Here is a 24,501-nt window from a genome sequence, read left to right on the forward strand (position 1 = left end):
TATTTACTTCTTTAATGTGATTGGCTTTCCAGCATTTCCACATAGTCAATGGCGACACAGAGGGAAATGACTAGATCTGAATAAGCGTCCTCCAGAACCGTTACGGTATAGGTAGAGGTCAAATGGAAGAGTTCCTTCTTAATTCCCGCAATCAACTGATCGCGATCATCCAGCAATTTGAAATTCAAATCCCAGATATTGCCCTCGATACGAAGACCTAGATTATCAAACTCATACTTATCTCGCCAGAAGGTCAACTTCTTGCGAATGACAAAACTCGAGCCATCCCGAAGCTGAATCTCAAAACGAGGAAGCAAGGTCAAGATTTCTTTACTAATCTGACTGACCTGTTCTCCATTAGCGTCATAAATAGTAAAAGTTTTAGGAACCTTAAAAAATGATCCCTCCACCTGATAGGCGATTTCTCCCCTGTCATCCTTGATAGCGAAGCGTTCGCCTCCAAGACGAAATTTTTGTTTGACAAGAAATGTTTTCATCAACACCTCCAAAAATCAAAAGACAAGCTCATATCACGAAGGGCGAAAAACCGCGGTACCACCTTCATTCAATGAACTTGTCATTCTCTTATTCTTATGCAATTGTATGATTGAGTAGCATGACTTCCTAACTTAGATGGCTCGCAGCACCGCCATTTCTCTGGACTAAGACTACTGAAAATCAATTCTCAACTTTCTTATTATAACGTTTTTTTAAACTTGCGTCAACTGGAAATGATTCCTATTTAAATAACCCTTTCCCTACATCTCAGATTACTTTTTCAGAATATATTTTTTCTTACTGCCATTTTTCTTTTTATCCCAACTTTTATCCCAAGTTTTCGAATGTTTCATAATAAAAGACACCAAATTATTTAGTTTTGGTGTCTTTTATCTGCTCTCTAAATATTTTAAAGTTATTTATTTCTTAATATTTTTTACTATTAAAAAAATGATGATTAGAAAGAGAGTTATAGTAAGAGCGACTGTCATCAAACCAAACATTCCCATTTTACTTCACCAGTGTAACTAGATAGTCTGCGTCGAGCTCTGCTCGAAGAGCTCCGTCCCAACTTGGGCCGTTAATCCAAGGAACACTGAGTTGAAATGTGAAATATGCTGTTGCTCTCCTATTACTTTCATGCACTAAATTTGCGGAGTTTGTGCCTACTAGATGGAAATACCATAAATCATATGCGCTGGTAATGTTACGAGTATCTATTGTGATATAGAAGCCACAGTTAAATATCCCGCGTCTGTAACTTATATGATAAGTTCCGTTACTAGCTTTTTCACTACCAACTTGTGCCCATCTAAAACTGGTTCGAGGTCTGTCAGCAACCTTTGTAACGGTAATTACATTTTCTTCCCCAGAATTATCTGTAAATACTTGTGTAGCAGAATCCCCAACTTTCATTACTAAAGATGTTCTTGTTTCATAACTACCGTTATTGTCAATATTTTCATCTGCCTTTGTAGTTGAAAATGTTGTTAAAAACAATAAACTAGCAACTGCTGTTAAGAAAATCATAAAATTCTTTTTCATGATTTATTCCTCCTATCTTTTTTAAAAGCATAGAATATTTAGAGAGTTTCTTGTGTTTGTGTTTACGCTTACATTATACCATAAAATATTGTTATTGCAAAGAAAAAGAGTTAAAAAAACGAACCAGCGTGACTGATCCGTTTTCATACATCCTACTTCCGATACATTTTAAACTGCAGGAAGAGGTCGCTATATTTTCCTGTCCATTTATGGTCAAATTTCTCATAAACTTCTAGGTGTTTCATAGTTTCAGCGTCTGGATAGAAGGCTTTATCTTCTTTTTTCTCCTCTGGGAGTAATTCCTTAGCTGGTAGGTTTGGTGTTGAATAGCCGACATACTCCGCATTTTTGAGAGCATTTTCGGGTTTCAACATAAAATTGATAAAGGCATAGGCTGCATCTTGGTTTTTGACGGTTTTGGGAATGACCATATTATCAAACCAAAGGTTGCTGGCCTCAGTCGGTACTACATAGCGTAGATTTTCATTTTTTTCTAGCATTTGGCTGGCTTCACCAGAGAAGGTCACGCCGATTGCAGCGTTGTTCTGAATCATGTAGCCCTTCATCTCGTCGGCCACAATAGCCTTGATATTTGGAGTCAGTTTATAGAGCTTATCCACCGTCTCTTCCAACTGCTGGGGATCCTTGGAGTTGAGGCTGTAGCCGAGGGAATTGAGCCCTAGACCCAGCACTTCACGCGCCCCATCAAAGAGCATGATAGAGTTCTTATACTCTGGCATCCAGAGGTCGTCCCAATGCTCAGGCGCTTCATCTACCATAGTTTCATTGTAGACAATTCCCAGTGTTCCCCAGAAGTAAGGGATGGAGAATTTATTGCCTGGGTCAAAGGACTGGTTGAGGAACTCTGGTCCGATATTTTCAAGCCCTTCAAGTTTTGAATAGTCAAGCGGTACCAAGAGGTCTTCGTCCTTCATCTTGTTGATCATGTATTCACTTGGGATGGCAATATCGTAGGTTGTTCCACCCTGCTTGATCTTGGTATACATGGCTTCGTTGGAGTCAAAGGTCTCATACTGGACTTGGATTCCGGTTTCTTCTGTAAATTGCTCCAAGAGTTCTGGATCGATATAGTCTCCCCAGTTATAGATAACCAGTTTTTGACTATCTCGGCTATTGATTTTACTGTCTAGATGCGTCGCAATTCCCCACAAGACCAGGATAATCGCTACAATTCCTGCTAAAAATGAATAGAGTTTTTTCATGTTTGCTCCTCCTTCTCACGTGAGATAAAGTAATAGCCAACAACTAGGATAATACTAAAGAGAAAGACAAGGGCAGACAGGGCATTGATTTCTAGCGAAATTCCCTTGCGAGCACGAGAGTAAATCTCGACTGATAGGGTTGAAAAGCCATTTCCCGTTACAAAGAAGGTCACAGCAAAGTCATCTAGCGAATAGGTGAAGGCCATGAAATAACCTGCAATGATAGACGGAGTCAGGTAAGGAAGCATGATTTCCTTGAACATCTGAAATTGACTAGCTCCCAAGTCATAGGCCGCATGAATCATGTCACCGTTCATTTCTTTAAGACGAGGCAAGACCATCAAGACCACGATAGGAATGGAGAAGGCTACGTGACTAGATAGAACAGTCAAAAAGCCAAGTGAAAACTTGAGTTGGGTAAAGAGAATCAAGAAGCTGGCACCAATCATAACGTCAGGCGCAACCATGAGGATATTATTGAGTGAAAGAAAGGCTTCTTGGTATTTCTTACGAGACTGGTAGATGTAAATAGCACCGAAAGTTCCGATAATAGTCGCAATCAAGGCTGATAGGAAGGCCAAGAAAAAGGTCTGGGTCACAATCAACATAAGGCGACCATCGCCAAACATGGTTTTAAAATGGCTCAAGCTAAAGCCTGTAAAGCTATTCATGTCGTTACCTGCATTAAAGGCATAACCAATCAGGTAAAAGATAGGCAGGTAGAGGACAAGAAAGACCAGTCCCAGATAAAGGTTGGCAAATTTTTTCATCGTTCTCTCCTTTCCTTGGTCACCCACATGGTGATGAACATGGTTAAGATGAGAATTACACCGATGGTTGAACCCATACCGTAGTTGTCATTGGTCAGGAAGTTCTGCTCAATTGCTGTCCCCAGCGTAATAACACGGTTCCCACCAATCAAACGAGTCAGCATGAAGAGACTCAAGCTGGGAATAAAGACCGACTGAACCCCACTTCGCACGCCGTTCATAGACAGAGGGAAGATGACATGACGGAAGGTTTCCCACTTGGTCGCACCTAGGTCATAGCTGGCATTTATGAGATTGTTATCCATATCGTCCAAGACATTGAAAATCGGCAGAATCATAAAGGGAAGCTCAATATAACTTGCAACAAAGATAAAGGAGAAATCGGTAAAGAGCAATTGCTGTGAACCGATTCCGATAAATTCCAAGAATTGGTTAATAGAGCCATTCTGACCAAAAATCCCGATAAAAGCATAGGCTTTAAGGAGCAAATTGATCCAAGTAGGCAGGATAATCAGCATAAGCCAGAGTTGACGGTGCTTGAGACGGGTCAAAAAGAGGGCTGTCGGATAGCTGATGAGCAGGGTTACAAAGGTCACAATTCCTGCATAGAGTACAGAGTTAAAGCTCATTTTTAGGTAGGTCAAGTTTTGTGACGCAAAGTAAGATTTATAGTTTTCTAAACTAAACTGGCCTTCAATGTTGAAAAAGGATTGTCCGAAAATCAAGACCAAGGGTGCGAGTACAAAGAGGGCAATCCAGAGCATGTAAGGCACTACAAAGAGTTTAGAGCTTGTTTTCTTCATCTCTTTCCTCCTCGATTGCATTGATCAGACCTGCTTCTTGCTCTTCAATTTCCACGTATTCTTCGATACGAGCATCGAACTCTTCTTCGGTTTCGTTGAGACGCATGATATGAATGTCTTCTGGTTCAAAGTCCAGACCGATTTCCTCACCAACAATGGCCTTACGAGTCGAGTGGATCATCCATTCATTCCCAAGTTCGTCATAGGCGATAATTTCATAGTGTACCCCACGGAAGAGCTGGGTATCGACCTTAACTTGGAGCTTGCCTTCTTCAGGAAGGGTAATCCGCAAGTCCTCTGGACGAATAACAACCTCAACAGGTTCATTTGGCTTCATCCCCCCATCGACCGCTTCGAAGCGTTTGCCGTTAAACTCAACCAAGTAGTCCTCAATCATGGTACCTGGCAAGATGTTTGACTCCCCGATAAAGGTGGCAACAAAGTGGTTAATCGGCTCGTCGTAGATGTCCACAGGAGTTCCTGACTGGACAATCTCTCCATCATTCATAACGAAAATCCAGTCACTCATGGCAAGGGCTTCTTCCTGATCGTGAGTGACAAAGACAAAGGTAATGCCCAATCGTTGTTGTAGTTCACGCAGTTCATACTGCATATCTGTTCTTAATTTCAAGTCCAGAGCTGATAAAGGCTCGTCCAACAAAACCACACGGGGTTGGTTGATGATGGCACGGGCAATAGCCACACGCTGACGTTGTCCTCCAGAAAGTTTGCGGATGGAACGTTTTTCATAACCTTCCAACTGAACCATCTTGAGAACTTCCGATACACGCTGCTCGATTTCTTTCTTGTCAATCTTACGCAAGCGAAGTGGAAAGGCAACATTTTCAAACACATTCATATGTGGAAACAAGGCATAGGATTGGAAGACGGTATGGACGTCACGCTTGTTGGTTGGGATGTCATTGATTCGGACACCGTCCAGTAAAATATCTCCTGTCGTCGCATCCAGTAAACCTGCAATGATGTTAAGGATAGTTGATTTCCCTGAACCAGACGCGCCTAGAAGAGTATAGAACTTCCCTTCTTCCAACTCAAAGTTGATATCTTTGAGAACCTTGGTGTTGCTGTCTTCAAAAACTTTAGAGACGTTTTTGAATTCAATATTTGGTTTTTTCAATTGTCATTTATTCCTTCTTTTTCATAGATTAACAGATCAGGGCTCTGTCAGGCCGCCACTACCTCGTGTAGGAGATTAAACTGCCTACATTCTTCTGCACTAACGATAGGCTTTCACCCCCTTTCCATGATATAGCAGCAGCTTCTCAACTACAGCTTCCTACTTGCTTTCACCTAAAATACGGACTTCTCTCTCAAGAGTAACGCCAGAGTGTTCCTTGACTTTTTCAATCACAGACTCAATCAAGTCTTCGTAGTCTTTGGCCGTTCCATCTGCGACATTGATCATAAATCCTGCGTGCTTTTCAGACACTTCAACACCACCGATACGATAGCCTTTCAAACCAGCTTCTGAAATTAATTGACCTGCAAAATGCCCGACTGGACGCTTAAAGACCGAGCCACAAGATGGGTATTCTAAAGGTTGCTTGAGTTCACGTAGGTGCGTCAAGCGGTCCATTTCCTGCTTGATAACCTGATGGGTTCCTGGAGCTAGGGCAAATTTAGCTGACAAGACAACTGCACCAGACTCCTGAATAGCTGAGTGGCGGTAACCAAAAGCCAAATCTTTGGCAGACAAGGTTTCAATTTCTCCATCTTTGGTCAAGACCTTACAAGACTGCAAGATGTGGGCAATCTCACCACCATAGGCACCTGCATTCATAAAGACAGCACCACCGACGCTTCCAGGAATGCCACAAGCAAACTCAAAGCCAGTCAAACTATGACGAAGGGCAATGCGAGTTGTCTCAATCAAGTTAGCACCAGCTTCAGCTTCGATGGTATAGCCATCAACGGAAACGTTATTGAGCTTGTCACACAAGATGACAAATCCACGAATCCCACCGTCACGAACAATGATGTTGCTGGCATTTCCAAGAACCATCCAAGGAATATTTTCTTGGTTGGCAAATTTAACAAGGCGAGCCAACTCAAAACGATTTCGTGGAAAGACCAAATAATCGGCCTCTCCACCTACTTTTGTATAACTATAGCTATGCAAGGGTTCTTTAAAACGGATATCAATTCCTTCTAAGATTTCAAGCATTTTTTCTCTTACAGACATGTCACTCTTCCTTTTACAAAATTCATTCCATTATACCATTTTTAGAGACATTTGACGACCCTAAAAAAATCTTGGGCTTATTTTAAACAAAAAAGAGGTTCCCCCCTTTTTCTTATGATTTTTTGCAAAAGATTGCCTTGGTTCCATAGGCAACCAGAACGAGCTCTAGTGCTAGGACAACTTCCGCCAAGACTGGATTGGTCAGCCAGCCAACTTGGACTAGAGATGGTGCCAGATCAAAGAAGGCATGTAGGCCATAGGCTGCTAGGAGATAAATCCATTTCTTCTGGCGAACAGCTTGGTAAACCCAAACTGTCAAGAGTAATTGAAAACCTAGCGCCAAGATTCGCTCAAAACCAAGCAAATAAATCTGCCAGACCGATAGCGACTGGATAGTCTTCAACATATTTTCAGACAGTAATTGCATAACCTGTGGATCCTGAGTTTGAACTGCTGAGAGAACGATGTAGAGATTAAACAAACTAGCAAGACCCAGGAAAATTAATTCCAAGCCACCATGCCCCAGTCCATAGGCCAAGGCGTCTGCCTTTTCCAAACTTCTCTTTTTCTCCAACCATTTGAAGAAAACAAGACGAGCCGTTTCCTCAAAAAATGCTGCCATGGCTAGGCCATAGATGATATAGACAAGCGGATGGTCTTGCAAGAGGGCAATACTACCGTCTTTTTGAGGATGCAAAACAAAGATATGCACCAGTTTTTCTAAAATCTGTGAAGAGACAAAGAAAGCAACAGCCCCCAAGCCCAAAACAGCTAGATTAATCTGGTATTTCTTTCTGGCATACCAAATGCTCCCTATCAAGAAAGCCAGTAACAGCAACATGGTAATGATAATATGAATGGTCATTTTCTTCTCCTATTCCGCCTTTTCAATATCTTTTTTCATCTCGTCAACATTAAACTTAGCAAACAAGTATTGACGATCTTGGACTGGGAAACGTTGATCCAACTGGTCAACTGCTCCCACCTCGATAATGCCTTCCTTGATGACAAAGTCCATGACATGCCCACCGAAGGTCAAGTCATCTGAAATGAAGTGTAGATGATAGCCTGCCACACTGACCCCATGGAAAATCTCAGGCGTCCAGAAACCAACGATGGTTCCCGCCACATTGTCACGACTATATCCAGGTTGATGGGTTGCGACATCAGCAAACTTGGTATCTGGTGTCGACTTGGGAATCATGCGCACATGCATATGCGAAAATTCCCCCCGAATCTTGATAGAGCGGAAAAGATTTTCCCCATCATAATAAGACTCGATTCGTTCTTCCAATTCCTTGTCTGTCATCTCAAAGCGCTGGCGGAAAATGACCTCTGCCTGATGTGGTACTACTGCTGCGTAAGGAATAAGGGCATCTGGTGATACTTCTACAATTTCCGGTTGCTCTCCTGAGCCTTTGGCTTGATAAGCCTTGCCATCCAAGACAATCAATTCCCCATCAATGGAATCCAAGGTTCCCAAACCAAGGTCTCCATGCTCTAGCAATTCTCCTACTGTCATGGTGCCACCATAAAGGCCAGCCATCAAGGCTCCAAGGGTATTGTATTGAAATAATTTCACTGGTTCCTGCACGTTCTTATCCATTCTCTTTCTTGTTTGTTATTCTATAAATCTTACTCCTAAGTATACCACATTTGCCCCTAGATGTGAACGAGGGAAACACCCTAGACATTGCCAAGAAGGAAAAAAAAGGGTACAATGTAACAAAATCAAGGGAGGTATAGAATGAAGAAACAAAGCAAGTACCAAGAGGTCGTAGCTTATCTGAAAAATGGCATCGAGTCTGGACGCTTTCCGACGGGTAGCCTGAGATTTTGACAGAAACAAAACTTGAACTAGCACAACAACCCCTAAGGAACACACTTCCCTAGGGGCCTTTTTTTATTTAACTAAATCATTATTTATTTTTTGTTCCTAGCAAACATAAATATTGTATTAATAATTGCAAAAATAAATGCAAACAAAAGGATTTTCCAAAGGATAAATTTTTGTAACAGTAAATATGCATATACAAATCCAATCAAAAAGCTAATAATCGCATCTTTTATTAAAAAGTTTTTATCACGCATTATTCCAGACCACACTGAACTGCCCAAATAGCCAACTGACCAGCAATGATATAAATATTTGTTTTAAGTCCATTAGCTTTAACAAATCTTAGTACCACTTTAGCTAATTCTGACCAAGCCTTTTTCTGCGCATACTTAACAATTAGCGAAACATTGGTCATAGCAAAAAATTCTTCTCGTATTTTTCTCGCTATACATCCTCCCATCTCATCCCAAGGGACTCTGTCATAGAGATTATTAATATTAGTTTCTAATTTATTTTCCGCAAGAGCAATATCTTTTTGAGAAAAGTTTTTATAAACATATTCAGTAAAATTTTTTTCATTAACTCCATTTCTAAACATTTGATCAAGAACATTAGCTACATCATCTATTTATTTTTGTTCTTGGGTACTAATTTCAGAAACTTCCGTAGTAGTTACATCATCAGCAAATACTCTAACAGAAACTATAGAAGGAGACATAATAGAAAATAGTGATAATACAACAAGAGCTGAAGTTACAGTTTTTTTAAATTTCATAAAAAACACTCCTTCAAGTCACAAATATATATTACTGATAAAATAACTTGATTTTCTGATTTAAAACTCCTTTCTAACAAGTCATTCGTATACTTTTATTTTTCAATTCTATTATACCACAACTAGAAAACGGTTTCAAGTTTTTTCCTAAAAATATGTGCAAGTAATACGGGGAAATTAGCATGAAAACTTTTTAAAACAAACCAACCCCAGATAAAAATACATATTTTGTTTTAAAGAGAAAAAAGTTCCGAAAAACTGTCACATCTGCATTTGGTTGCTCTTTGATTTCAAAAAAAGTATTAAAGATGGGAATATACCACATTTGCTCTTAGATGTGAACGAGAGAAACACCCTAGACATTGCCAAGAAGGAAAAAAAAGGGTACAATGTAACAAAATCAAGGGAGGTCTGGAATGAAGAAACAAAGCAAGTACCAAGAGGTCGTTTCCTATCTGAAAAATGGTATCGAGTCTGGACGCTTTCCGACGGGAAGTCGCCTGCCTTCTATCCGTCAACTAAGCCTTGACTTTCACTGTAGCAAGGACACCGTTCAGCGCGCCCTGCTGGAATTACGGCACGAACAATACCTCTATGCCAAGCCCCAGAGTGGCTACTATGTCCTAGAACAAGGGCAACACCAAGACCTCGAAATCGAGGTTACGGATGAACACGCCAGCGCCTATGACGATTTCCGACTCTGTGTCAATGAAACTTTGATTGGCCGGGAAAACTACCTCTTCAACTACTATGAAAATCAAGAAGGTTTAGAAGACTTAAGACAATCCATTCACCAACTCCTCTTTGACCAAGCCCTCTACTGCAAGGCTGACCAACTGGTACTGACTTCTGGAACCCAACAAGCCTTGTTTATCCTTTCTCAAATTTCCTTCCCTAGCCAAGCCAAGGAAATCTTGGTGGAACAACCGACCTACCATCGAATGAATCGCCTCTTGATTGCTCAGGGTCTGGACTATCAAACGATTGAACGAGGCATTGATGGGATTGACTTGAAGGAACTGGAAGGCCACTTCAAAACAGGAAAAATTAAGTTTTTCTATACCATTCCTCGATTTCACTATCCTCTAGGCCATTCCTATTCTGAGCAGGACAAACGAGCTATTCTTGACTTAGCAGCCAAGTATGATGTCTATATCGTAGAGGACGATTATCTGGGTGATTTGGACTCCAAGAAGGGCCAAACCTTCCACTATCTTGATACAGAGGAGCGTGTCATTTATATCAAGTCCTTCTCGACCAGCCTCTTTCCAGCCCTTCGTATTACAGCACTCATTCTTCCAAATGCTATCAAAGAAGCATTTGTGGCCTACAAAAATATCCTAGACTACGACAGCAACCTCATCATGCAAAAGGCCTTATCACTCTATATCGATAGTCAATTGTTTGAGAAAAATCGTCTGACTCGCTTGAATAATCAAGAAACTTACCAAAAACAAATCAAGGAAAGACTAGCTTACAGCCCCTGTCCTCTTCCTCATTTTCCTCTTCACGATGGTTTATTGCTAGACCTGAGACAGTATCCTAAAATCGCCAATCTCAAACACAGTCAACTAGGCTTGGACTTCTTTGAAGAGGCCTATTTAAGCACCTGTCCTTATCAATTTGCCAAGGTGTCCCTAGACAATCTGGAAAAGGTTTTAAACTATTTAAAAGCAGAATTGGAATGACATCCAACTCTGCTTTTTCTTATTCTTCAACTTCAGTTAGACTTGCTGCTTTTTCAAGATAGCTTTGGTAAATTCCTTCATCCTTGAGTTTTTGGATGACCTTGTCTACCACTTCTCTCAAATCATCACTATTTTTTCTAAGAGCAACGGCATTGGCGTCGCCGTCCTTCATCTTCAAGCTGACAATTGCGACAGCTAAGTCAGCGTTTTTAGCAGCATAACTAAGTGCAACAGGCTCATCCATATGAACAGCATCTACTTTTCCAACCTGCAATTCATTGACTGCTTCACCCATATTAGTTAGGGAAGTTAATTGAGCTTTTGGCAATTGTTCCTTGACCATTGATTCTGGAACAGTCCCTTTTTGAGCCGCAATATTAGCACTTTCAAGGCTAGTTAAATCCTTGTATTTTTCTACATCAGCCTTACGAACCAAGAAACTAATCTTGTTTTCATAGTAAGGGATTGAAAAATCAAAGACTTCTTTTCTCTCGTCAGTAGCGCTAATTCCCGCAACTGCCAGGTCAGCCTTACCTGTTTGAAGACTGGTCAAAACATTGTCAAAACTCATGCTTGAGATTTCCAACTTAACCCCAAGTTCATCAGCGATAGCCTGAGCCATGTCGATGTCTGCACCGACTACCTGATTTTTCCCGTCAACTAAAGACTGAAATTCAAAAGGTGCATAGTCAGGACTTGTCGCCACAACCAATTTCCCCTTTTGCTTAATCGCCTCAACAGCTGACTGAGAACCATTCGAACCTGACTGGCAAGCTACTAAGAAGAAACTTGCAAGAAAACTACATAAAACAAATATCCATTTTTTTGATTTCATAAATAAACAACCCCTCTGTTAATTTTGTATAATTATAACGATATCTAAGTTACTTGTCAAGTGTTTTCTTGCATTTTCATAAAATATATTTACTAAAAAATAGAAATACAGTGGTTAGTTTATCTATCTATTGGGAACTTATTTTCAAAAAAATCATTTATCATATCTTGATGCTGCTGGTTTACAATTGCAATATTTTGTATGTCACTATGATCAAAAAATCCTAATTCTAAAGTTTCATCACTTGTAAAAAAATTTGTAGAGATAGAAGTTTCAGATGAAACTAAATACAAGATTGTAAGAACTTGAGCCTCATCACCATTCGGATAACTGTCTGAATATTTTGTATAAACATTTAAGAGTTTTTCCACCCTCACTTCGACTCCTGTTTCTTCATAAAACTCTCGTACTAAAGCTTCTAAAGCCGATTCTCCTAATTCAAGAGCACCACCTGGTAATCCCCACGTTCCTTTATCTGCTCGTTTTTGTAATAAAATTTTTCCTAATTGACTTAATATTCCACAGGTAAAATTTAAAATAATCTTATCTTTTCCAACTTTTTTCTGATATTCTGTATGTAGTTCATTATTCACCTCTGACAAAGCAAACTATCTATACAATGAAAGCTTACTGTATTAAAAAGTAAGCTTTCACAATAATTTTATCCTTTGAATACTTTATAATTCGACAATCTTACCTGTTTCAAAGTAAACAACCCATTCACAGATATTTTTAGCATAGTCACCGATACGCTCCAAGTAGGAAATAACTTGGAAATAATCACGACCCGTAACAATGGCTTCTGGATTTTTCTTAATCTCTTCAGTCGCAAGGTCACGGATAGTTTCAAAATAGTGGTTAATTTGCTCATCCATGGAGGCTACCCGGTATGCGTCGTCAACAGAACCATTAAGATAAAGATCAAGTGCTGCTTCAACAACGCTTTTAACTTCACGTCCCATTTTTTGAATTTCTTCCTCTACAGCTGGGATGCGTTCTTCCCCCTTCATACGGATGGTTGCCTGGGCAATGGCTACAGCGTGATCCCCCATACGCTCCACATCTGATACAGCCTTAAGGACAGTCAAGACTGTACGCAAATCTTGAGAGACTGGTTGTTGGAGTGCAATCATTTCAAATGATTTCTTTTCCAGTTTCACTTCGTATTCATTTACTTCTGCGTCATCTTCGATGACCTCTTTTGCCAGGTCACGGTCATGCGTGACAAAGGCACGCACCGTACGATTGATTTGTGAGAGCACTTCTTGTCCCATAGCGTAGAACTGGTTATGTAATTTCTCTAAATCTTCTTCAAATTGAGATCGTAACATCTTTCATCTCCTTATCCAAATTTTCCTGTAATATAGTCTTCCGTTTCCTTGTGTTGGGGATCAAGGAACATCTGCTTGGTATCATTAAATTCAATCAAATCTCCATCTAGGAAAAATCCTGTCTTATCAGAGATACGTGAAGCTTGTTGCATGGAACGGGTTACCAGAAGCATGGTGTACTTGTCTTTTAGACCATACAAGGTTTCCTCAATTTTACCAGCTGAAATCGGATCCAAAGCCGAAGTTGGCTCATCCAAGAGGATGATTTTAGGACTGGTTGCCAAGACACGGGCCACGCAGACACGCTGCTGTTGACCACCTGACAATCCAATAGCTGAATCATGTAGACGATCCTTGACCTCATCCCAGATAGAGGCACCTTGCAAGGCTTTTTCTACGGCTTCATCCAGAACCAGCTTATCCTTAATTCCATTGATACGAAGCCCGTAGACAACATTCTCATAGATAGTCATAGGGAAAGGATTAGGTTGTTGGAAAACCATTCCGATTTCCTTACGTAATTCAACCGTATCTGTACGCGGACTGTAGATGTTGTGACCATTGTACACCACGGATCCAGTTGTTGTCACCTCTGGATTGAGATCTCCCATGCGGTTGAGAGACTTGAGGAGGGTTGACTTCCCTGATCCAGATGGACCAATCAAGGCTGTAATTTCCTTAGGTTGGAAAGATAGGGAAACACTATTCAAAGCCTTCTTTTTATTATAATAAACGGACAGGTCTGATACCTGTAAAATCGCATCTGTCATACGGTTTCCTTTCTAACCAAAGTGACCAGATACATAGTCATTGGTGGACTGTAGCTTGGCATTTTGGAAAATAGTTGCAGTTTTGTCATACTCAATCAAATCACCCAAGTAAAAGAAGCCTGTATAGTCACTTGCACGAGCAGCCTGCTGCATATTATGCGTTACAATGATGATGGTAAAGTCTTTCTTGAGCTCAAACATGGTCTCTTCTAGTTGCATGGTCGCAATCGGATCCAAGGCTGAGGCTGGCTCATCCATTAAGAGGATATCTGGCTTAACAGAGATGGCACGAGCAATACAGAGACGTTGTTGCTGACCACCTGATAAGGTCAAGGCTGACTTGTGGAGATCGTCTTTAACCTGATCCCAGAGGGCAGCCTGACGAAGGGAGGTTTCTACGATTTCATCTAGGACTTGCTTATCCTTAACTCCAGCACGTTCATGCGCAAAGGTAATATTACGGTAAATTGACTTAGCAAATGGATTAGGGCGTTGAAAAACCATTCCAATGTGTTTACGCATTTCATAAACGTTGATTTCTGGACGGTTGACATCAATTCCACGATAGAGAATCTGCCCAGTTACTTTAGCAATATCAATAGTATCATTCATGCGATTGAGACTGCGTAAGTAGGTAGATTTCCCCGATCCCGACGGACCAATCAAAGCTGTAATTTTATTTCTTTCAAATTGCATATCAATCCCCTTAATGGATTCATTTTTACCATAGTAAACATGGACATCCTTAGTAGAAAGGGCTACTTTTTCTTCAGGAAAGGTAAGGATATGCTTCTCATCCCAGTTATATGTTGACATGGCTTCTCCTTTAGACAGCGGTTAATTTCTTGTGTAGATAGTTTCCGAACTTACGAGCTCCAAAGTTAAAAATCAGGATAAAGATTAGGAGCACAGCGGCAGAACCTGCTGATACAATAGTTCCATCTGGAATAGTGCCTTCACTATTGACTTTCCAGATATGGACAGCCAAGGTTTCTGCTTGACGGAAGATAGAGATGGGGCTAGTCACACTGAGGATATTCCAGTTAGACCAGTCAAGAGCTGGCGCCGATTGCCCTGCTGTATAAATCAGAGCTGCAGCTTCGCCAAAGATACGACCAGATGCCAAGACGACACCCGTTACAATACCTGGAAGCGCTTCTGGAATAACAACATGAACCACTGTCTCCCAACGAGAAATCCCAAGAGCCAGACCAGCCTCACGTTGGGTATGGTGAACATGTTTCAAACTATCCTCTACATTACGCGTCATCTGAGGCAAGTTAAAGACTGTCAAGGCCAAGGCACCTGAAATGATTGAAAATCCATACTCAAACTGGACTACAAAGATCAAGTAACCAAAGAGACCCACCACCACTGATGGTAAAGAGGACAAAATTTCAATACAAGTCCGCACAAAGTTGGTAACAGGACCTTTTTTAGCATATTCAGCCAAGTAAATCCCAGCTCCCATAGAAAGAGGTACAGAAATAATCAAGGTAATGACCAATAGGAAAAAGGAATTGTAAAGCTGAATGCCAATCCCACCACCTGCTTGAAAAGCAGAAGACCTTCCAGTCAAGAAAGACCAAGAGATATGGGGCAAGCCCCGAACCAAGATATAGAGAATCAAGGAAGCCAAGATTGTCACAATGATGCTAGCAATCGTATAGAGGACAGCTGTTGCAAGTTTATCTAATTTCTTAGCGCGCATAATTTTTCTTTCCTCTTTCTTTCGTAATCAATTTAATCACACTGTTAAAAACTAAACTCATCAAGAGCAGTACCAAGGCCAGTGACCAGAGAACATTATTATTTACAGTTCCCATGACAGTGTTCCCAATTCCCATAGTTAATATAGAAGTTAAAGTTGCAGCTGGTGTGGTCAAGGAAGTTGGAATAACAGCTGAGTTTCCGACAACCATCTGGATAGCTAAAGCCTCACCAAAGGCACGCGCCATCCCAAAGACCACTGCAGTGAAAATACCAGAACGGGCCGCCTTCAAGATCACACGCCAGATAGTCTGCCAGCGAGTGGCTCCCATAGCGAAACTGGCTTCACGATAATAACGAGGAACCGCACGCAAGCTATCCGTTGTCATAAAGGTTACGGTCGGCAAAATCATGACAAAGAGGACGGAAATCCCTGACAAAATCCCAAAACCAGTCCCACCAAAGACACTGCGAACAAAGGGAACGACGACTTGCAAGCCAATAAATCCGTACACTACTGAAGGAATCCCAACCAGGAGTTCAATAGCTGGTTGCAAAATCTTCGCCCCTTTTGGTGATACTTCGGTCATAAAAACTGCTGCACCAATAGCAAAGGGTGTTGCGATAAGGGCTGAGAGAATGGTAACGATAAAGGAACCCAAAATCATAGGAAGGGCACCAAATTCTTTACTAGAAGGATTCCAAGTTCCTCCCAAAAGAAAGTCAAAGATATTCACACCATTGACAAAGAAGGTCGACAAGCCTTTTTGCGCTACGAAAACCAAAATCATGGCCACAAGGATGACTATCAAAGAAAGACAGGCAAAGGTCAAACCTTTTCCTAATTTCTCCAGACGAGAATTCTTTGATGGAAGCAACATTTTCTTAGCTAATTCTTCTTGATTCATTATTGTCTCCCTTCCAACACTGTCACAGTTCCGGCAGCATCTTTTTCAACCTTCATTTCCTTAATCGGAATATACTTCAATCCTTTGACAATCCCTTCTTGGGTCTCATCCGAGAGAACAAAATTGAGAAATTCTGCAGCCAACTCATTGGGCTGCCCCAATGTATACATATGCTCATAAGACCACAAGGGCCAATTATTGCTACTTATATTTTCTGGACTTAAGTCATAGCCATTCAACTTCATGCTTTTGACCGAATCATCTATATAGGTAAGAGATAAATAAGAGATAGCTCCTGGACTTTTTGATACGATTGATTTTACCGCTCCATTTGAATCCTGCTCCTGACTTTGCATGGCGGACTGACCTTCCATAATGACAGTATCAAAGGTAGCACGAGAGCCAGAGCCGGCTGCCCGATTGATAACAGAGATGGGTAAGTCCTTACCACCAACCTCTTTCCAATTGGTTACCTCACCTATGAAGATTTGACGAAGTTGCTCTGTCGTTAGGTTATCAACATCAACCTCCTTATTGGCAATCAGAGCCAAGCCAGCTACCGCGACCTTGTGGTCAACAAGAGCAGAAGCATCAATTCCGTCTTTTTCCTCAGCAAATACATCTGAGTTTCCTATATCAACTGCCCCAGACTGAACCTGGGACAAGCCTGTACCAGAACCTCCCCCTTGGACATTGACCGTTTTTCCAACATGGATCGTGCCAAATTCATCTGCCGCTACTTCAACCAAGGGTTGCAAGGCAGTTGAGCCAACAGCCGTTATGGATTCTCCACGATCAATCCAGCTAGCACAGCCTACTAAACAAGCCGTCAGCCAAAAAGCGATAAGAGACAGAGCAAGCTTTTTTCTTTTTTTCACTGTTTTTCTCCTCGAAAATAATTATGAATACTGTGAATTTTTTAAGTAGTTCTTTATGAGTTGACGCATGAATTCTTACCAAATTTCTGCGCAATTGATTATTTATATAATATAGGCTATATTACTCTTTTCTAACCTCCTTTTTTCATATGTGGATAAAATCTCTTGTCTATCCCTTCCCCCATTGTCACCCATTATAGTCATTTCGTGTCTCTTTTTCCCCTTTTTAATGCAAGGAAAAGGTTACTCTCCTTAGATGATAATCCAAAAGCTAGAAAGGTATCTCAAACCTCTCTACTCTCCCAGACTAGTTTACAACTAAAAGGAAAAGATTCTATTTTATGGGAAATCTAGTTTACAAGCGGTAAGAACGCTAATAACTAAACTTCTTGTACTCTTTGAAAATCTCTTCAAACCAGGTCAGCCTTGCCTTGTTATAGGTATGTACCTATTTGGTCAGTCCTATCTACAACTTTAAAGCAATGCTTTGTAACTGACTCCGTCAGTCCTATTTGCAACCTCAAAACAGTATTTTGAGCTATCTATGGCTAGCTTCCTAGTTTGCTCTTTGATTTTCATTGAGTAGTAAAACTACATGTGATGGCAATCAAGATATCAAGAATCATCCTACTAAAAAAATCCATACTTTCACTATAACATAGAATAAGATATTTGACTAGCATTTTCACTTGAATCTGAGGCCTTTTGGAAAATAATTTTTCAAAACATTTCCAGTAACCTTTGCAAAGCCCAAGCCATTGCCTTTAACCAAAACTTGGTACCAACCATTTGGCAGACTTTCTGCCAGCTGAACAGTTTCTCCAGCCACATACTTGACAAACGCTTCTTGGCCAATTTCAACCGATTGTTCGACCTGACTCGGTTTCAAGGCTAGACCAAGAGCAAAACTGGGCTCAAAGCGTTTCTTCTTAAAAGTGCCCAGATGTAGTCCATTGCGAGCAATCTTGAGCTTACCTAAATCTGGCAAGAGTTCTGGTAAGAGATAGAGTTGGTCCCCAAAAGTCTGCAAGATTCCCGGTAGATTGACCTTCAAATGGTTTTGGGCAAATTCTTGCCACAAGGCAACTTGTTCTCGACCAAGATTGCTCTTACTTGCCTTACATTTAGGAGTTGGATTGTTACCCTTAAACTGTAGATGGGCTACAAACTGACCCTCTCCCTTAAACTGATGAGGGTACATCCGAGCCGTTTCTGGCAGGTCAATACCAGCTACCATTCCATTGATATGCTCTACTGGCAACAAATCAAAATCATACTCTTCCAGCAACCACTTAACAATCTCTTCGTTTTCCTCGGGTGCCCAGGTACAGGTTGAATAAACCAGACGACCACCTTCAGCTAGCATGGTTACTGCATCTGCTAAAATTTCTCTTTGCAAGCTAGCACATTGACTCGGATACTCTAAGCTCCAATAGTTCATAGCATCTGGTTGCTTACGAAACATTCCTTCACCAGAGCAAGGGGCATCAAGGACAATGAGGTCAAAATAGCCTTTAAAGACCTTGGCCAAGCGGTCAGCAGATTCATTGGTCACCACAACATTTGTCGCTCCAAAGCGCTCCATGTTTTCTACTAAAATCTTAGCCCGTTTGCTTGAAATTTCATTGGAGACGAGAAGGCCCTCTCCAGCTAGATAGGCTGCTAGTTGAGTTGATTTACCTCCCGGTGCAGCTGCCAAGTCCAAGACCTTCATACCAGGACTGGGCTGGGCTACCTGAGCAACCATCTGAGCAGCAGGTTCTTGCGAATAAACTAAACCAGTAGCATGCTCAGGCGATTTCCCTGAAACCTTCCCATAATGTCCCCAAGGAGTTTGAGGAATGGTATCAGAAAAGGAAAGTTGCGCTTCTTTTAAAGGATTGACCCGAAAGGCCGAAACCGCTTCCTCCTCAAAAGAGGCAAGAAAATCTCTTGCCTCATCTCCTAGTATCTCTTCATATTTTTCAACAAATCCTTCTGGAAATTGCATTTAAGTTCTTTTCCTTTCGTAAATATAGGACTGAATTTCCTCCTGCATCTCAAGAGGTAGCATCATGACCGGTTGTCTGGTTTGAAAATCAAGCGGTTGACCAGATAGGGTCACCACCCGATAGCCCAGACTTTCCCCTAAAATACTAGCCGCAGCATAATCCCATGGTTGCAGATAAGTGACATAGGTCAACAAACGCCCTGACAAAATCTTGGCAAAACTAATGGCCGCACTCCCATAGACACGAACACCGAGGACGGCTCGACTCAAATCAGCTAGTCCCCATTCATTGGTTTCTAGCATACCACTATTTCCTGCAATGAGAAAATCTCCAAGTGGTTTTGGTTTAAAGGGAGCTAGGGGCTTATTATTTCGACAAACTGGAAAGACCCCACCACCGTGGTAACAATCCCCTTTGACCACATCATAAATTAGGCCAAACTGTCCCTGACCATTTTCAAAATAAGCCATCATAACAGCAAAATCTTCCTGCTGGGCTACAAAGTTATTGGTACCATCAATGGGATCAATGACCCAAACCTTGCCCTCTTGAACCGAAGCTCGCAGACACCCTTCTTCAGCACAAATCTTATCCTCAGGATAACGGGACAAAATCTCACCAACCAAGAGTTCCTGAACTTCCTTGTCCAGTCTGGTCACCAAATCTGTTGGAGAGGACTTGGTCTCAACACGCAAGTCTTCCTGCATGTGGTCAAGGATGTACTGACCCGCTTTCTTAATTAGCTCTTTAGCAAATTCAAATTTACCTTCCAAGAGAAATCTTTCCTTCCCCTTTTTCCTTAGCCGCCTGAACTGCTCGGTAAAGCGAATAGCCACTGACTGTTTCAAATTCTCGTCCCAAACGTTTTTCTTCACTCTTTCTTGGCACAACCGCCTTGAATCGCTTATAGGAGTCCAGTAACTTTTTAGCCTCTACCTTGCCTTCATAGGCAGCTTCAACATCATTAAAAAAAGAAAGCACTGAAGCAAGTTCTTCAGTGCTCCACGACAAATCTAGTGGGTAACTATACTGTTTGTTCATTAACTAATACCAGCTCTCATTCTTGCTTCTTTTAGTTCTTGCTTACGGTAACTACGAGGGAGAAAAGCACGAATCTCATCTTCATTAAAACCGATTTGCATGCGCTTGGCATCAATAATAATTGGACGACGCAAAAGACTAGGATACTGCTCAATCAAATGAAGCAATTCCGATACCGAAATACTCTCTACATCAATATTCAATTTTTGAAAAATTTTTGAACGAGTTGAAATGATGTCATCAGTACCATTTTCGGTCAAGGAAAGGATGTGTTGCAATTCTTTTCTTGTTAAAGGACTGGTCATAATATTGTGTTCCACAAAGGGAACCTTATGTTTTTCTAACCAGGCCTTAGCCTTACGACATGATGTACAGCTCGGTGATAGAAATAGTGTAATCATGCTTTTCTCTTCTTATCTATACTTTGCTACTTCTATTATACAAAAAAATAAAGCGCTTGACTAGAGATTTTTAGAAAAAAAGCCTATTTTTTCAAGAAAAATAGACTGTTCGCGAACGATTGACACAATTAGATTTGCTTAATTCACTCTTAAGGATAGCTTTAATTTGTATACATTTTTATATATACAAATTAAAAACAGCTTTCGGTTCACTTTCTCCGACTTTTCAGATAAAGATAGCCAAAGAAGCTTTCATAGAGGGCAAAAAAGAGAAGGAAGGCATGAAGGAAGAAGGTCTCTGGCAAAATCAGTATAACAGGATCCTTGGCTGGATCAAAAAGCCAGGTATCATCTCCCACAAAGAGAATTTGATGGAACAGAGTAAAGAATTGGTCAAAACCAATCAAAACTCCCCCAAGCCCAATCAGTAAGGGCAAAACCACTAGAGCCAAAAGCACTTTACTAAATAGAGACAAGAAGCCCTTTTTCACAATCCCTTTGACAAAGACATAGAAACTTGGTAGTGTCACTAGAGCTACTAGCTGAACCAAATGAAAGAGATTCTTGACCACTGCGAAATGGTGCAGACCAGCTGCTGACGAACGAAAATCTGGCATCTCTAGGACCTGACTAAAAGGATTAGTCAGATAATTCATCAAGATATGAAAATTGTATTGAATGGTTTCTGGTTTTAGATAGACTCGATCCGTTAAGTTTAGCCACTTGATTTCCAGCGGATAAAAAATCCAAGCCAAATAAATAGTCAAAAGGATTGAGAGGGAGAGTAGAAAGAGCATAGAGCTCCAAAAGGTCAGTTTAGTTTTCATCAAAATTCCACTCCGCAAGGCTAGAAACTACATGAGTCGGTGCGATTGGTAGGTCTGCTACTTCTTCTGCCTTGGTGAAACCTGTCGTCACCAAGAGCGTTGGAATGCCATTGTCAATTCCTGCTCGAATATCTGTTAAGTAGTTGTCCCCAACCATAATCAACTCTTCACGTTCCAAATCTAAGTGTTCAACTGCCTTGTCCATAATAATGGCATTTGGTTTCCCAATATAAACAGGCTTCACTCGTGTTGCTACTTCAAGCAGGGTAATCAGCGAACCAGCCCCCGGCAAAAGCCCTCGTTCTGTCGGGATGTTGAGGTCAGGGTTGGTTCCGATAAAGTGAGCACCCTTTTGAATAGCTAGAGTTGCTGTCGCAAATTTTTCATAGTCAACTTGCCAGTCCAGACCTACTACTACATAGGCAGGATTTTCCTTGTCTTCGACATAACCAGCCGCCTTGATGGCTTCCTTAAGCCCTGCTTCTCCGATGACATAGACGGTCTTTTCAAGCCCCAAGTCGTTCATATAGTCGATAGTCGCCAAAGTCGCTGTGTAGACAGTCGATAGAGGCGTATCGATATTAAAATTCTGAGCCAACATCTCCTTAACACTCTCTGGAGTACGGGTTGTATTGTTGGTTACAAAGAGATAGGGGATGTCTCGCTTTTGCAATTCGTGAACAAAAGCCTCTCCTGCTGGAATTCTGTCTTTGCCTTTATAAATGGTTCCGTCTAAATCAATTAAATAGCCTTTATATTTCATCTATTTTTCCCTAATCCTTTTTTATTTCTTGCCAAGTGATGATAGCTTGAGCATTGGTCGCACCGTCGCTTGTAATCTCATGCTTACTTTCCAGTCCAGTCCGTTCAACAGACGATGTGATCACCCCACCTGGTCGAACTTCCTTGACATACTTGAGATTGATTTTCTTGGGAATATAGTGGGTCAAAAATTCCGCTCCCATAACCTCAAAAATCCAGTCCAAGTATTTACTGTTATTGACATGGCCATTCATATCCAAGTCGTAAAAACGAACATGGTAATCCTTGCTGACTGGCTCGTCCAAGGATTCATACTTTGGTCCGCGGATGAGCTTTTTATCAAAATCAGACTGGTAAGGAGCCACAATCTCAGGTTCGACAGCATGGACTTTTCGACTGTCTCGGTCCATGAGAACAAAGGTAGCCATCATGTGGATGAGTTCCTGCCCCGCTTCATCATAAATGGTAAAGCGACGGTAGCAAAAAAGTCGATTGTAGCTCAAAGCTTCCGTTTCGATGGTAATTTCTTCCGCAAAACGAGGCAAACGAACCACCTCAATATCATAGTCTGTGATAATCCAGACCAGATTATGCTCTTCTAAAATAGCCTTATCACTAACTCCCAGCTCAATCGACTGCATCCCTGAAACTTGCAGAGACAGCAAAATCACATCTGGAAGTTTGATATGACCGTTCATGTCAGCCATATCAAAAGGAATTTTCATTTTCATTTGATAAGTTAAGCCCATCATCCTACTCCAAAATAAATCGTTCTGCTACGGTGTCTCCTAAGAAGAGACCTCTTTTTGTCATGCGAACTCGGTCACCCTCTATTTGCATGAGACCCTGTTGAACCAAGCCTCTGACAATTTCTCCATAAAGTCCATCAAAAGACCGTCCAAATTTTTCCTCAAATCGCGCCATGGAGACTCCTGATTTCTTGCGGAGTCCCAGGAACATTTCTTCTTCCATTTGCTCTTTTTGACTCAGGTACTCCTCTGTGATACGAGCATTGCCTTCCTCAACCGCATTAAGATAATGGCGAATGGGACCATGATTTTTATATCGAATACCATTGACATAACCAGATGCTCCAGCACCGATGCCATAGTATTCAGCATTGTCCCAGTACATAAGATTGTGGCGACTTTCAAAACCAGGTTTGGAGAAATTAGAAATCTCATAATGCTCAAAGCCTGCTCGCTCAAGCTCAGTGATGATGTACTCAAACATCTCAGCTTCCAGCTCCTCCTTAGGCAGAGGCAATTTTCCTCGCCGCATGCGGTTCATAAAGACCGTGTGGTTTTCTAAAATCAAGCTATACAAACTCATGTGGGGAATATCCAGTCCAATGGCCTTAGCCACATTTTCCTGGACCTGCTCCATGGTCTGACCAGGCAGTGCATAAATCAAATCAATAGAGATATTGTCAAAACCAGCCAGTTTCAGACGGTCGATATTTTCATAAATATCCTTCTCCAAATGACTGCGCCCAATCTTTTTCAACATCTTATCATCAAAGGTCTGGACACCTAGCGAAACACGATTGACAGCCGAATTTTTCAAAACAGCTATCTTATCCGCATCCAAATCGCCTGGATTGGCTTCAATAGTCAACTCTTCCAAGACAGACAAGTCCAAGTTTTTAGTCAAGCCATTCAGTAACACCTCCAGTTGCGGAGCCGACAGGGCTGTCGGTGTTCCACCACCGATGTAGATGGTCCGCAACTTTTGAATATCATAAGAACGAAACTCTTCTAACAGATGCTCTAAATAACTGTTGACTGGCTGATTCTTAATAAAAACTTTTGAAAAATCACAATAATAACAAATCTGGGTACAAAATGGGATGTGCACATAGGCTGACGTTGGTTTTTTCTGCATAGTACTTATTATACCACAAAAGCGAACAATACTTAGAATTCCCTTTAACAAAATCCTAGCATTGTTCGCTTTCTTTATCTAAACATTCTTTGTATTTTATGACGAACACGATTCCCAGAACCAATCTAGTTTGTCTTTACAATACAAAAGAATGAATGTTCATTTGACTAAATTTTTAGTCTTCTTTTTTCTTTCTAAGAGCAAATCCGAGTCCACTTAGCATACCAAGAAGTCCTAGAGAAGCAAGAGTCGCATTTGATTCTGTTCCTGTATTTGGCAATACATTATGTGATTTACTTGGTTGTTCCGTAGAGACTGTTAG

The 24,501-nt window shown here is 41.1% G+C and carries 28 protein-coding genes; 1 reads left to right on the forward strand and 27 read right to left on the reverse strand.

Annotated elements, in window-relative coordinates:
- Window positions 1–11: 11 nt before the first annotated feature.
- The 11 genes from HT693_RS01590 to HT693_RS01640 form a co-directional block, all read right to left on the reverse strand.
- Window positions 12–497, reverse strand: a complete 486-nt coding sequence (locus tag HT693_RS01590) for an LURP-one-related/scramblase family protein (RefSeq protein WP_023939051.1) — start codon at window positions 495–497, stop codon at window positions 12–14.
- A 511-nt stretch (window positions 498–1,008) separates the two neighbouring features.
- Window positions 1,009–1,542 (reverse strand): DUF5626 family protein, encoded by a 534-nt coding sequence (locus HT693_RS01595; RefSeq protein WP_023939050.1) that lies wholly within the window; start codon window positions 1,540–1,542, stop codon window positions 1,009–1,011.
- A gap of 152 nt (window positions 1,543–1,694) precedes the next feature.
- Window positions 1,695–2,765 (reverse strand): ABC transporter substrate-binding protein, encoded by a 1,071-nt coding sequence (locus tag HT693_RS01600; RefSeq protein WP_023932772.1) that lies wholly within the window; start codon window positions 2,763–2,765, stop codon window positions 1,695–1,697.
- The gene (locus HT693_RS01605; RefSeq protein ID WP_172924701.1) at window positions 2,762–3,535 is read right to left on the reverse strand and encodes an ABC transporter permease; all 774 of its coding nucleotides are present in this window, start codon (window positions 3,533–3,535) and stop codon (window positions 2,762–2,764) included. Before HT693_RS01605 ends, HT693_RS01600 begins: the two co-directional genes overlap by 4 nt.
- A complete protein-coding gene (locus HT693_RS01610; protein WP_000753801.1) occupies window positions 3,532–4,338 on the reverse strand; it encodes an ABC transporter permease in 807 nt (268 codons plus the stop codon). The genes HT693_RS01605 and HT693_RS01610 overlap by 4 nt, the downstream gene beginning before the upstream one ends.
- Window positions 4,319–5,476, reverse strand: coding sequence for an ABC transporter ATP-binding protein (locus HT693_RS01615; RefSeq protein ID WP_172924703.1), 1,158 nt, complete (start codon window positions 5,474–5,476; stop codon window positions 4,319–4,321). The genes HT693_RS01610 and HT693_RS01615 overlap by 20 nt, the downstream gene beginning before the upstream one ends.
- Before the next feature lie 159 nt (window positions 5,477–5,635).
- On the reverse strand, window positions 5,636–6,541 hold the full coding sequence (murB, locus tag HT693_RS01620) for a UDP-N-acetylmuramate dehydrogenase (protein ID WP_055356681.1): 906 nt from the start codon (window positions 6,539–6,541) through the stop codon (window positions 5,636–5,638).
- Window positions 6,542–6,653: 112 nt separating this feature from the next.
- On the reverse strand, window positions 6,654–7,406 hold the full coding sequence (locus tag HT693_RS01625; protein ID WP_000152237.1) for a YhfC family glutamic-type intramembrane protease: 753 nt from the start codon (window positions 7,404–7,406) through the stop codon (window positions 6,654–6,656).
- A gap of 9 nt (window positions 7,407–7,415) precedes the next feature.
- A complete protein-coding gene (budA, locus tag HT693_RS01630) occupies window positions 7,416–8,147 on the reverse strand; it encodes an acetolactate decarboxylase (RefSeq protein WP_172924706.1) in 732 nt (243 codons plus the stop codon).
- 484 nt (window positions 8,148–8,631) lie between these two features.
- A complete protein-coding gene (locus tag HT693_RS01635; RefSeq protein ID WP_080673557.1) occupies window positions 8,632–8,976 on the reverse strand; it encodes a hypothetical protein in 345 nt (114 codons plus the stop codon).
- Window positions 8,977–9,006: 30 nt separating this feature from the next.
- Window positions 9,007–9,153, reverse strand: coding sequence for a hypothetical protein (locus tag HT693_RS01640; protein ID WP_000669513.1), 147 nt, complete (start codon window positions 9,151–9,153; stop codon window positions 9,007–9,009).
- A 416-nt stretch (window positions 9,154–9,569) separates the two neighbouring features.
- On the opposite strand from HT693_RS01640, the gene HT693_RS01645 reads away from it, so the two are divergent.
- Window positions 9,570–10,841, forward strand: coding sequence for a PLP-dependent aminotransferase family protein (locus HT693_RS01645; RefSeq protein ID WP_000744852.1), 1,272 nt, complete (start codon window positions 9,570–9,572; stop codon window positions 10,839–10,841).
- A 19-nt stretch (window positions 10,842–10,860) separates the two neighbouring features.
- Here the strand turns inward: HT693_RS01645 and HT693_RS01650 are convergent, their stop codons facing one another.
- From HT693_RS01650 to hemW, 16 genes are all read right to left on the reverse strand, one after another.
- A complete protein-coding gene (locus HT693_RS01650) occupies window positions 10,861–11,676 on the reverse strand; it encodes an ABC transporter substrate-binding protein (RefSeq protein ID WP_023932778.1) in 816 nt (271 codons plus the stop codon).
- Window positions 11,677–11,795: 119 nt separating this feature from the next.
- Entirely contained in the window at window positions 11,796–12,269 is a 474-nt protein-coding gene (locus HT693_RS01655; protein ID WP_249337221.1) for an NUDIX domain-containing protein, read from the reverse strand.
- An 84-nt stretch (window positions 12,270–12,353) separates the two neighbouring features.
- Window positions 12,354–13,007 (reverse strand): phosphate signaling complex protein PhoU, encoded by a 654-nt coding sequence (phoU, locus tag HT693_RS01660; RefSeq protein ID WP_000946465.1) that lies wholly within the window; start codon window positions 13,005–13,007, stop codon window positions 12,354–12,356.
- 11 nt (window positions 13,008–13,018) lie between these two features.
- On the reverse strand, window positions 13,019–13,777 hold the full coding sequence (gene pstB, locus HT693_RS01665) for a phosphate ABC transporter ATP-binding protein PstB (RefSeq protein ID WP_000128635.1): 759 nt from the start codon (window positions 13,775–13,777) through the stop codon (window positions 13,019–13,021).
- Between the two features lie 12 nt (window positions 13,778–13,789).
- Window positions 13,790–14,593 (reverse strand): phosphate ABC transporter ATP-binding protein PstB, encoded by an 804-nt coding sequence (gene pstB / locus HT693_RS01670; protein WP_000109215.1) that lies wholly within the window; start codon window positions 14,591–14,593, stop codon window positions 13,790–13,792.
- Window positions 14,594–14,603: 10 nt separating this feature from the next.
- The gene (gene pstA / locus HT693_RS01675) at window positions 14,604–15,488 is read right to left on the reverse strand and encodes a phosphate ABC transporter permease PstA (RefSeq protein WP_001201787.1); all 885 of its coding nucleotides are present in this window, start codon (window positions 15,486–15,488) and stop codon (window positions 14,604–14,606) included.
- Window positions 15,478–16,395, reverse strand: a complete 918-nt coding sequence (gene pstC, locus HT693_RS01680; RefSeq protein ID WP_001070908.1) for a phosphate ABC transporter permease subunit PstC — start codon at window positions 16,393–16,395, stop codon at window positions 15,478–15,480. Before pstC ends, pstA begins: the two co-directional genes overlap by 11 nt.
- Window positions 16,395–17,273 carry a phosphate ABC transporter substrate-binding protein PstS gene (pstS, locus tag HT693_RS01685; protein WP_000746334.1) on the reverse strand — a complete coding sequence of 293 codons (879 nt, stop codon included), beginning with the start codon at window positions 17,271–17,273 and terminating at the stop codon, window positions 16,395–16,397. The genes pstC and pstS overlap by 1 nt, the downstream gene beginning before the upstream one ends.
- A 685-nt stretch (window positions 17,274–17,958) precedes the next feature.
- Entirely contained in the window at window positions 17,959–19,263 is a 1,305-nt protein-coding gene (locus HT693_RS01690) for an RsmF rRNA methyltransferase first C-terminal domain-containing protein (protein ID WP_001160256.1), read from the reverse strand.
- On the reverse strand, window positions 19,264–20,037 hold the full coding sequence (locus tag HT693_RS01695) for an inositol monophosphatase family protein (RefSeq protein WP_172924708.1): 774 nt from the start codon (window positions 20,035–20,037) through the stop codon (window positions 19,264–19,266). It abuts the gene before it with no gap.
- Complete coding sequence (locus HT693_RS01700) at window positions 20,027–20,305, reverse strand: UPF0223 family protein (RefSeq protein ID WP_172924710.1); 279 nt, start codon at window positions 20,303–20,305, stop codon at window positions 20,027–20,029. The genes HT693_RS01695 and HT693_RS01700 overlap by 11 nt, the downstream gene beginning before the upstream one ends.
- Window positions 20,305–20,706 (reverse strand): Spx/MgsR family RNA polymerase-binding regulatory protein, encoded by a 402-nt coding sequence (locus HT693_RS01705; protein WP_000631259.1) that lies wholly within the window; start codon window positions 20,704–20,706, stop codon window positions 20,305–20,307. The genes HT693_RS01700 and HT693_RS01705 overlap by 1 nt, the downstream gene beginning before the upstream one ends.
- A gap of 209 nt (window positions 20,707–20,915) precedes the next feature.
- On the reverse strand, window positions 20,916–21,533 hold the full coding sequence (locus HT693_RS01710) for a TIGR01906 family membrane protein (protein WP_023932785.1): 618 nt from the start codon (window positions 21,531–21,533) through the stop codon (window positions 20,916–20,918).
- Window positions 21,523–22,296 carry a TIGR01457 family HAD-type hydrolase gene (locus tag HT693_RS01715; RefSeq protein ID WP_138704971.1) on the reverse strand — a complete coding sequence of 258 codons (774 nt, stop codon included), beginning with the start codon at window positions 22,294–22,296 and terminating at the stop codon, window positions 21,523–21,525. The genes HT693_RS01710 and HT693_RS01715 overlap by 11 nt, the downstream gene beginning before the upstream one ends.
- A gap of 10 nt (window positions 22,297–22,306) precedes the next feature.
- Window positions 22,307–23,044, reverse strand: a complete 738-nt coding sequence (locus tag HT693_RS01720) for an acyl-[acyl-carrier-protein] thioesterase (RefSeq protein WP_138704972.1) — start codon at window positions 23,042–23,044, stop codon at window positions 22,307–22,309.
- Between the two features lie 4 nt (window positions 23,045–23,048).
- Window positions 23,049–24,179: a radical SAM family heme chaperone HemW gene (hemW, locus tag HT693_RS01725; protein WP_138704973.1), complete on the reverse strand. Its 1,131-nt coding sequence runs from the start codon at window positions 24,177–24,179 to the stop codon at window positions 23,049–23,051.
- Window positions 24,180–24,501: the final 322 nt, after the last annotated feature.

Source organism: Streptococcus sp. 2154, assembly GCF_013277255.1.
Classification (GTDB): domain Bacteria; phylum Bacillota; class Bacilli; order Lactobacillales; family Streptococcaceae; genus Streptococcus; species Streptococcus pseudopneumoniae.

Excerpts from the sequence above, each read along its gene's own strand:
- phoU (WP_000946465.1), bottom strand. The coding sequence starts at position 13,007 with ATGTTACGATCTCAATTTGAAGAAGATTTAGAGAAATTACATAACCAG.
- HT693_RS01650 (WP_023932778.1), bottom strand. The coding sequence starts at position 11,676 with ATGAAATCAAAAAAATGGATATTTGTTTTATGTAGTTTTCTTGCAAGT.
- HT693_RS01590 (WP_023939051.1), bottom strand. The coding sequence starts at position 497 with ATGAAAACATTTCTTGTCAAACAAAAATTTCGTCTTGGAGGCGAACGC.
- HT693_RS01610 (WP_000753801.1), bottom strand. The coding sequence starts at position 4,338 with ATGAAGAAAACAAGCTCTAAACTCTTTGTAGTGCCTTACATGCTCTGG.
- HT693_RS01690 (WP_001160256.1), bottom strand. The coding sequence starts at position 19,263 with ATGCAATTTCCAGAAGGATTTGTTGAAAAATATGAAGAGATACTAGGA.
- HT693_RS01720 (WP_138704972.1), bottom strand. The coding sequence starts at position 23,044 with ATGGGCTTAACTTATCAAATGAAAATGAAAATTCCTTTTGATATGGCT.
- budA (WP_172924706.1), bottom strand. The coding sequence starts at position 8,147 with ATGGATAAGAACGTGCAGGAACCAGTGAAATTATTTCAATACAATACC.
- HT693_RS01600 (WP_023932772.1), bottom strand. The coding sequence starts at position 2,765 with ATGAAAAAACTCTATTCATTTTTAGCAGGAATTGTAGCGATTATCCTG.
- HT693_RS01605 (WP_172924701.1), bottom strand. The coding sequence starts at position 3,535 with ATGAAAAAATTTGCCAACCTTTATCTGGGACTGGTCTTTCTTGTCCTC.
- HT693_RS01625 (WP_000152237.1), bottom strand. The coding sequence starts at position 7,406 with ATGACCATTCATATTATCATTACCATGTTGCTGTTACTGGCTTTCTTG.
- HT693_RS01700 (WP_172924710.1), bottom strand. The coding sequence starts at position 20,305 with ATGAACAAACAGTATAGTTACCCACTAGATTTGTCGTGGAGCACTGAA.
- HT693_RS01715 (WP_138704971.1), bottom strand. The coding sequence starts at position 22,296 with ATGAAATATAAAGGCTATTTAATTGATTTAGACGGAACCATTTATAAA.
- HT693_RS01595 (WP_023939050.1), bottom strand. The coding sequence starts at position 1,542 with ATGAAAAAGAATTTTATGATTTTCTTAACAGCAGTTGCTAGTTTATTG.
- hemW (WP_138704973.1), bottom strand. The coding sequence starts at position 24,179 with ATGCAGAAAAAACCAACGTCAGCCTATGTGCACATCCCATTTTGTACC.
- pstC (WP_001070908.1), bottom strand. The coding sequence starts at position 16,395 with ATGAATCAAGAAGAATTAGCTAAGAAAATGTTGCTTCCATCAAAGAAT.
- HT693_RS01710 (WP_023932785.1), bottom strand. The coding sequence starts at position 21,533 with ATGAAAACTAAACTGACCTTTTGGAGCTCTATGCTCTTTCTACTCTCC.
- HT693_RS01640 (WP_000669513.1), bottom strand. The coding sequence starts at position 9,153 with ATGAAATTTAAAAAAACTGTAACTTCAGCTCTTGTTGTATTATCACTA.
- HT693_RS01705 (WP_000631259.1), bottom strand. The coding sequence starts at position 20,706 with ATGATTACACTATTTCTATCACCGAGCTGTACATCATGTCGTAAGGCT.
- murB (WP_055356681.1), bottom strand. The coding sequence starts at position 6,541 with ATGTCTGTAAGAGAAAAAATGCTTGAAATCTTAGAAGGAATTGATATC.
- pstA (WP_001201787.1), bottom strand. The coding sequence starts at position 15,488 with ATGCGCGCTAAGAAATTAGATAAACTTGCAACAGCTGTCCTCTATACG.
- HT693_RS01635 (WP_080673557.1), bottom strand. The coding sequence starts at position 8,976 with ATGTTTAGAAATGGAGTTAATGAAAAAAATTTTACTGAATATGTTTAT.
- pstB (WP_000128635.1), bottom strand. The coding sequence starts at position 13,777 with ATGACAGATGCGATTTTACAGGTATCAGACCTGTCCGTTTATTATAAT.
- pstB (WP_000109215.1), bottom strand. The coding sequence starts at position 14,593 with ATGTCAACATATAACTGGGATGAGAAGCATATCCTTACCTTTCCTGAA.
- HT693_RS01645 (WP_000744852.1), top strand. The coding sequence starts at position 9,570 with ATGAAGAAACAAAGCAAGTACCAAGAGGTCGTTTCCTATCTGAAAAAT.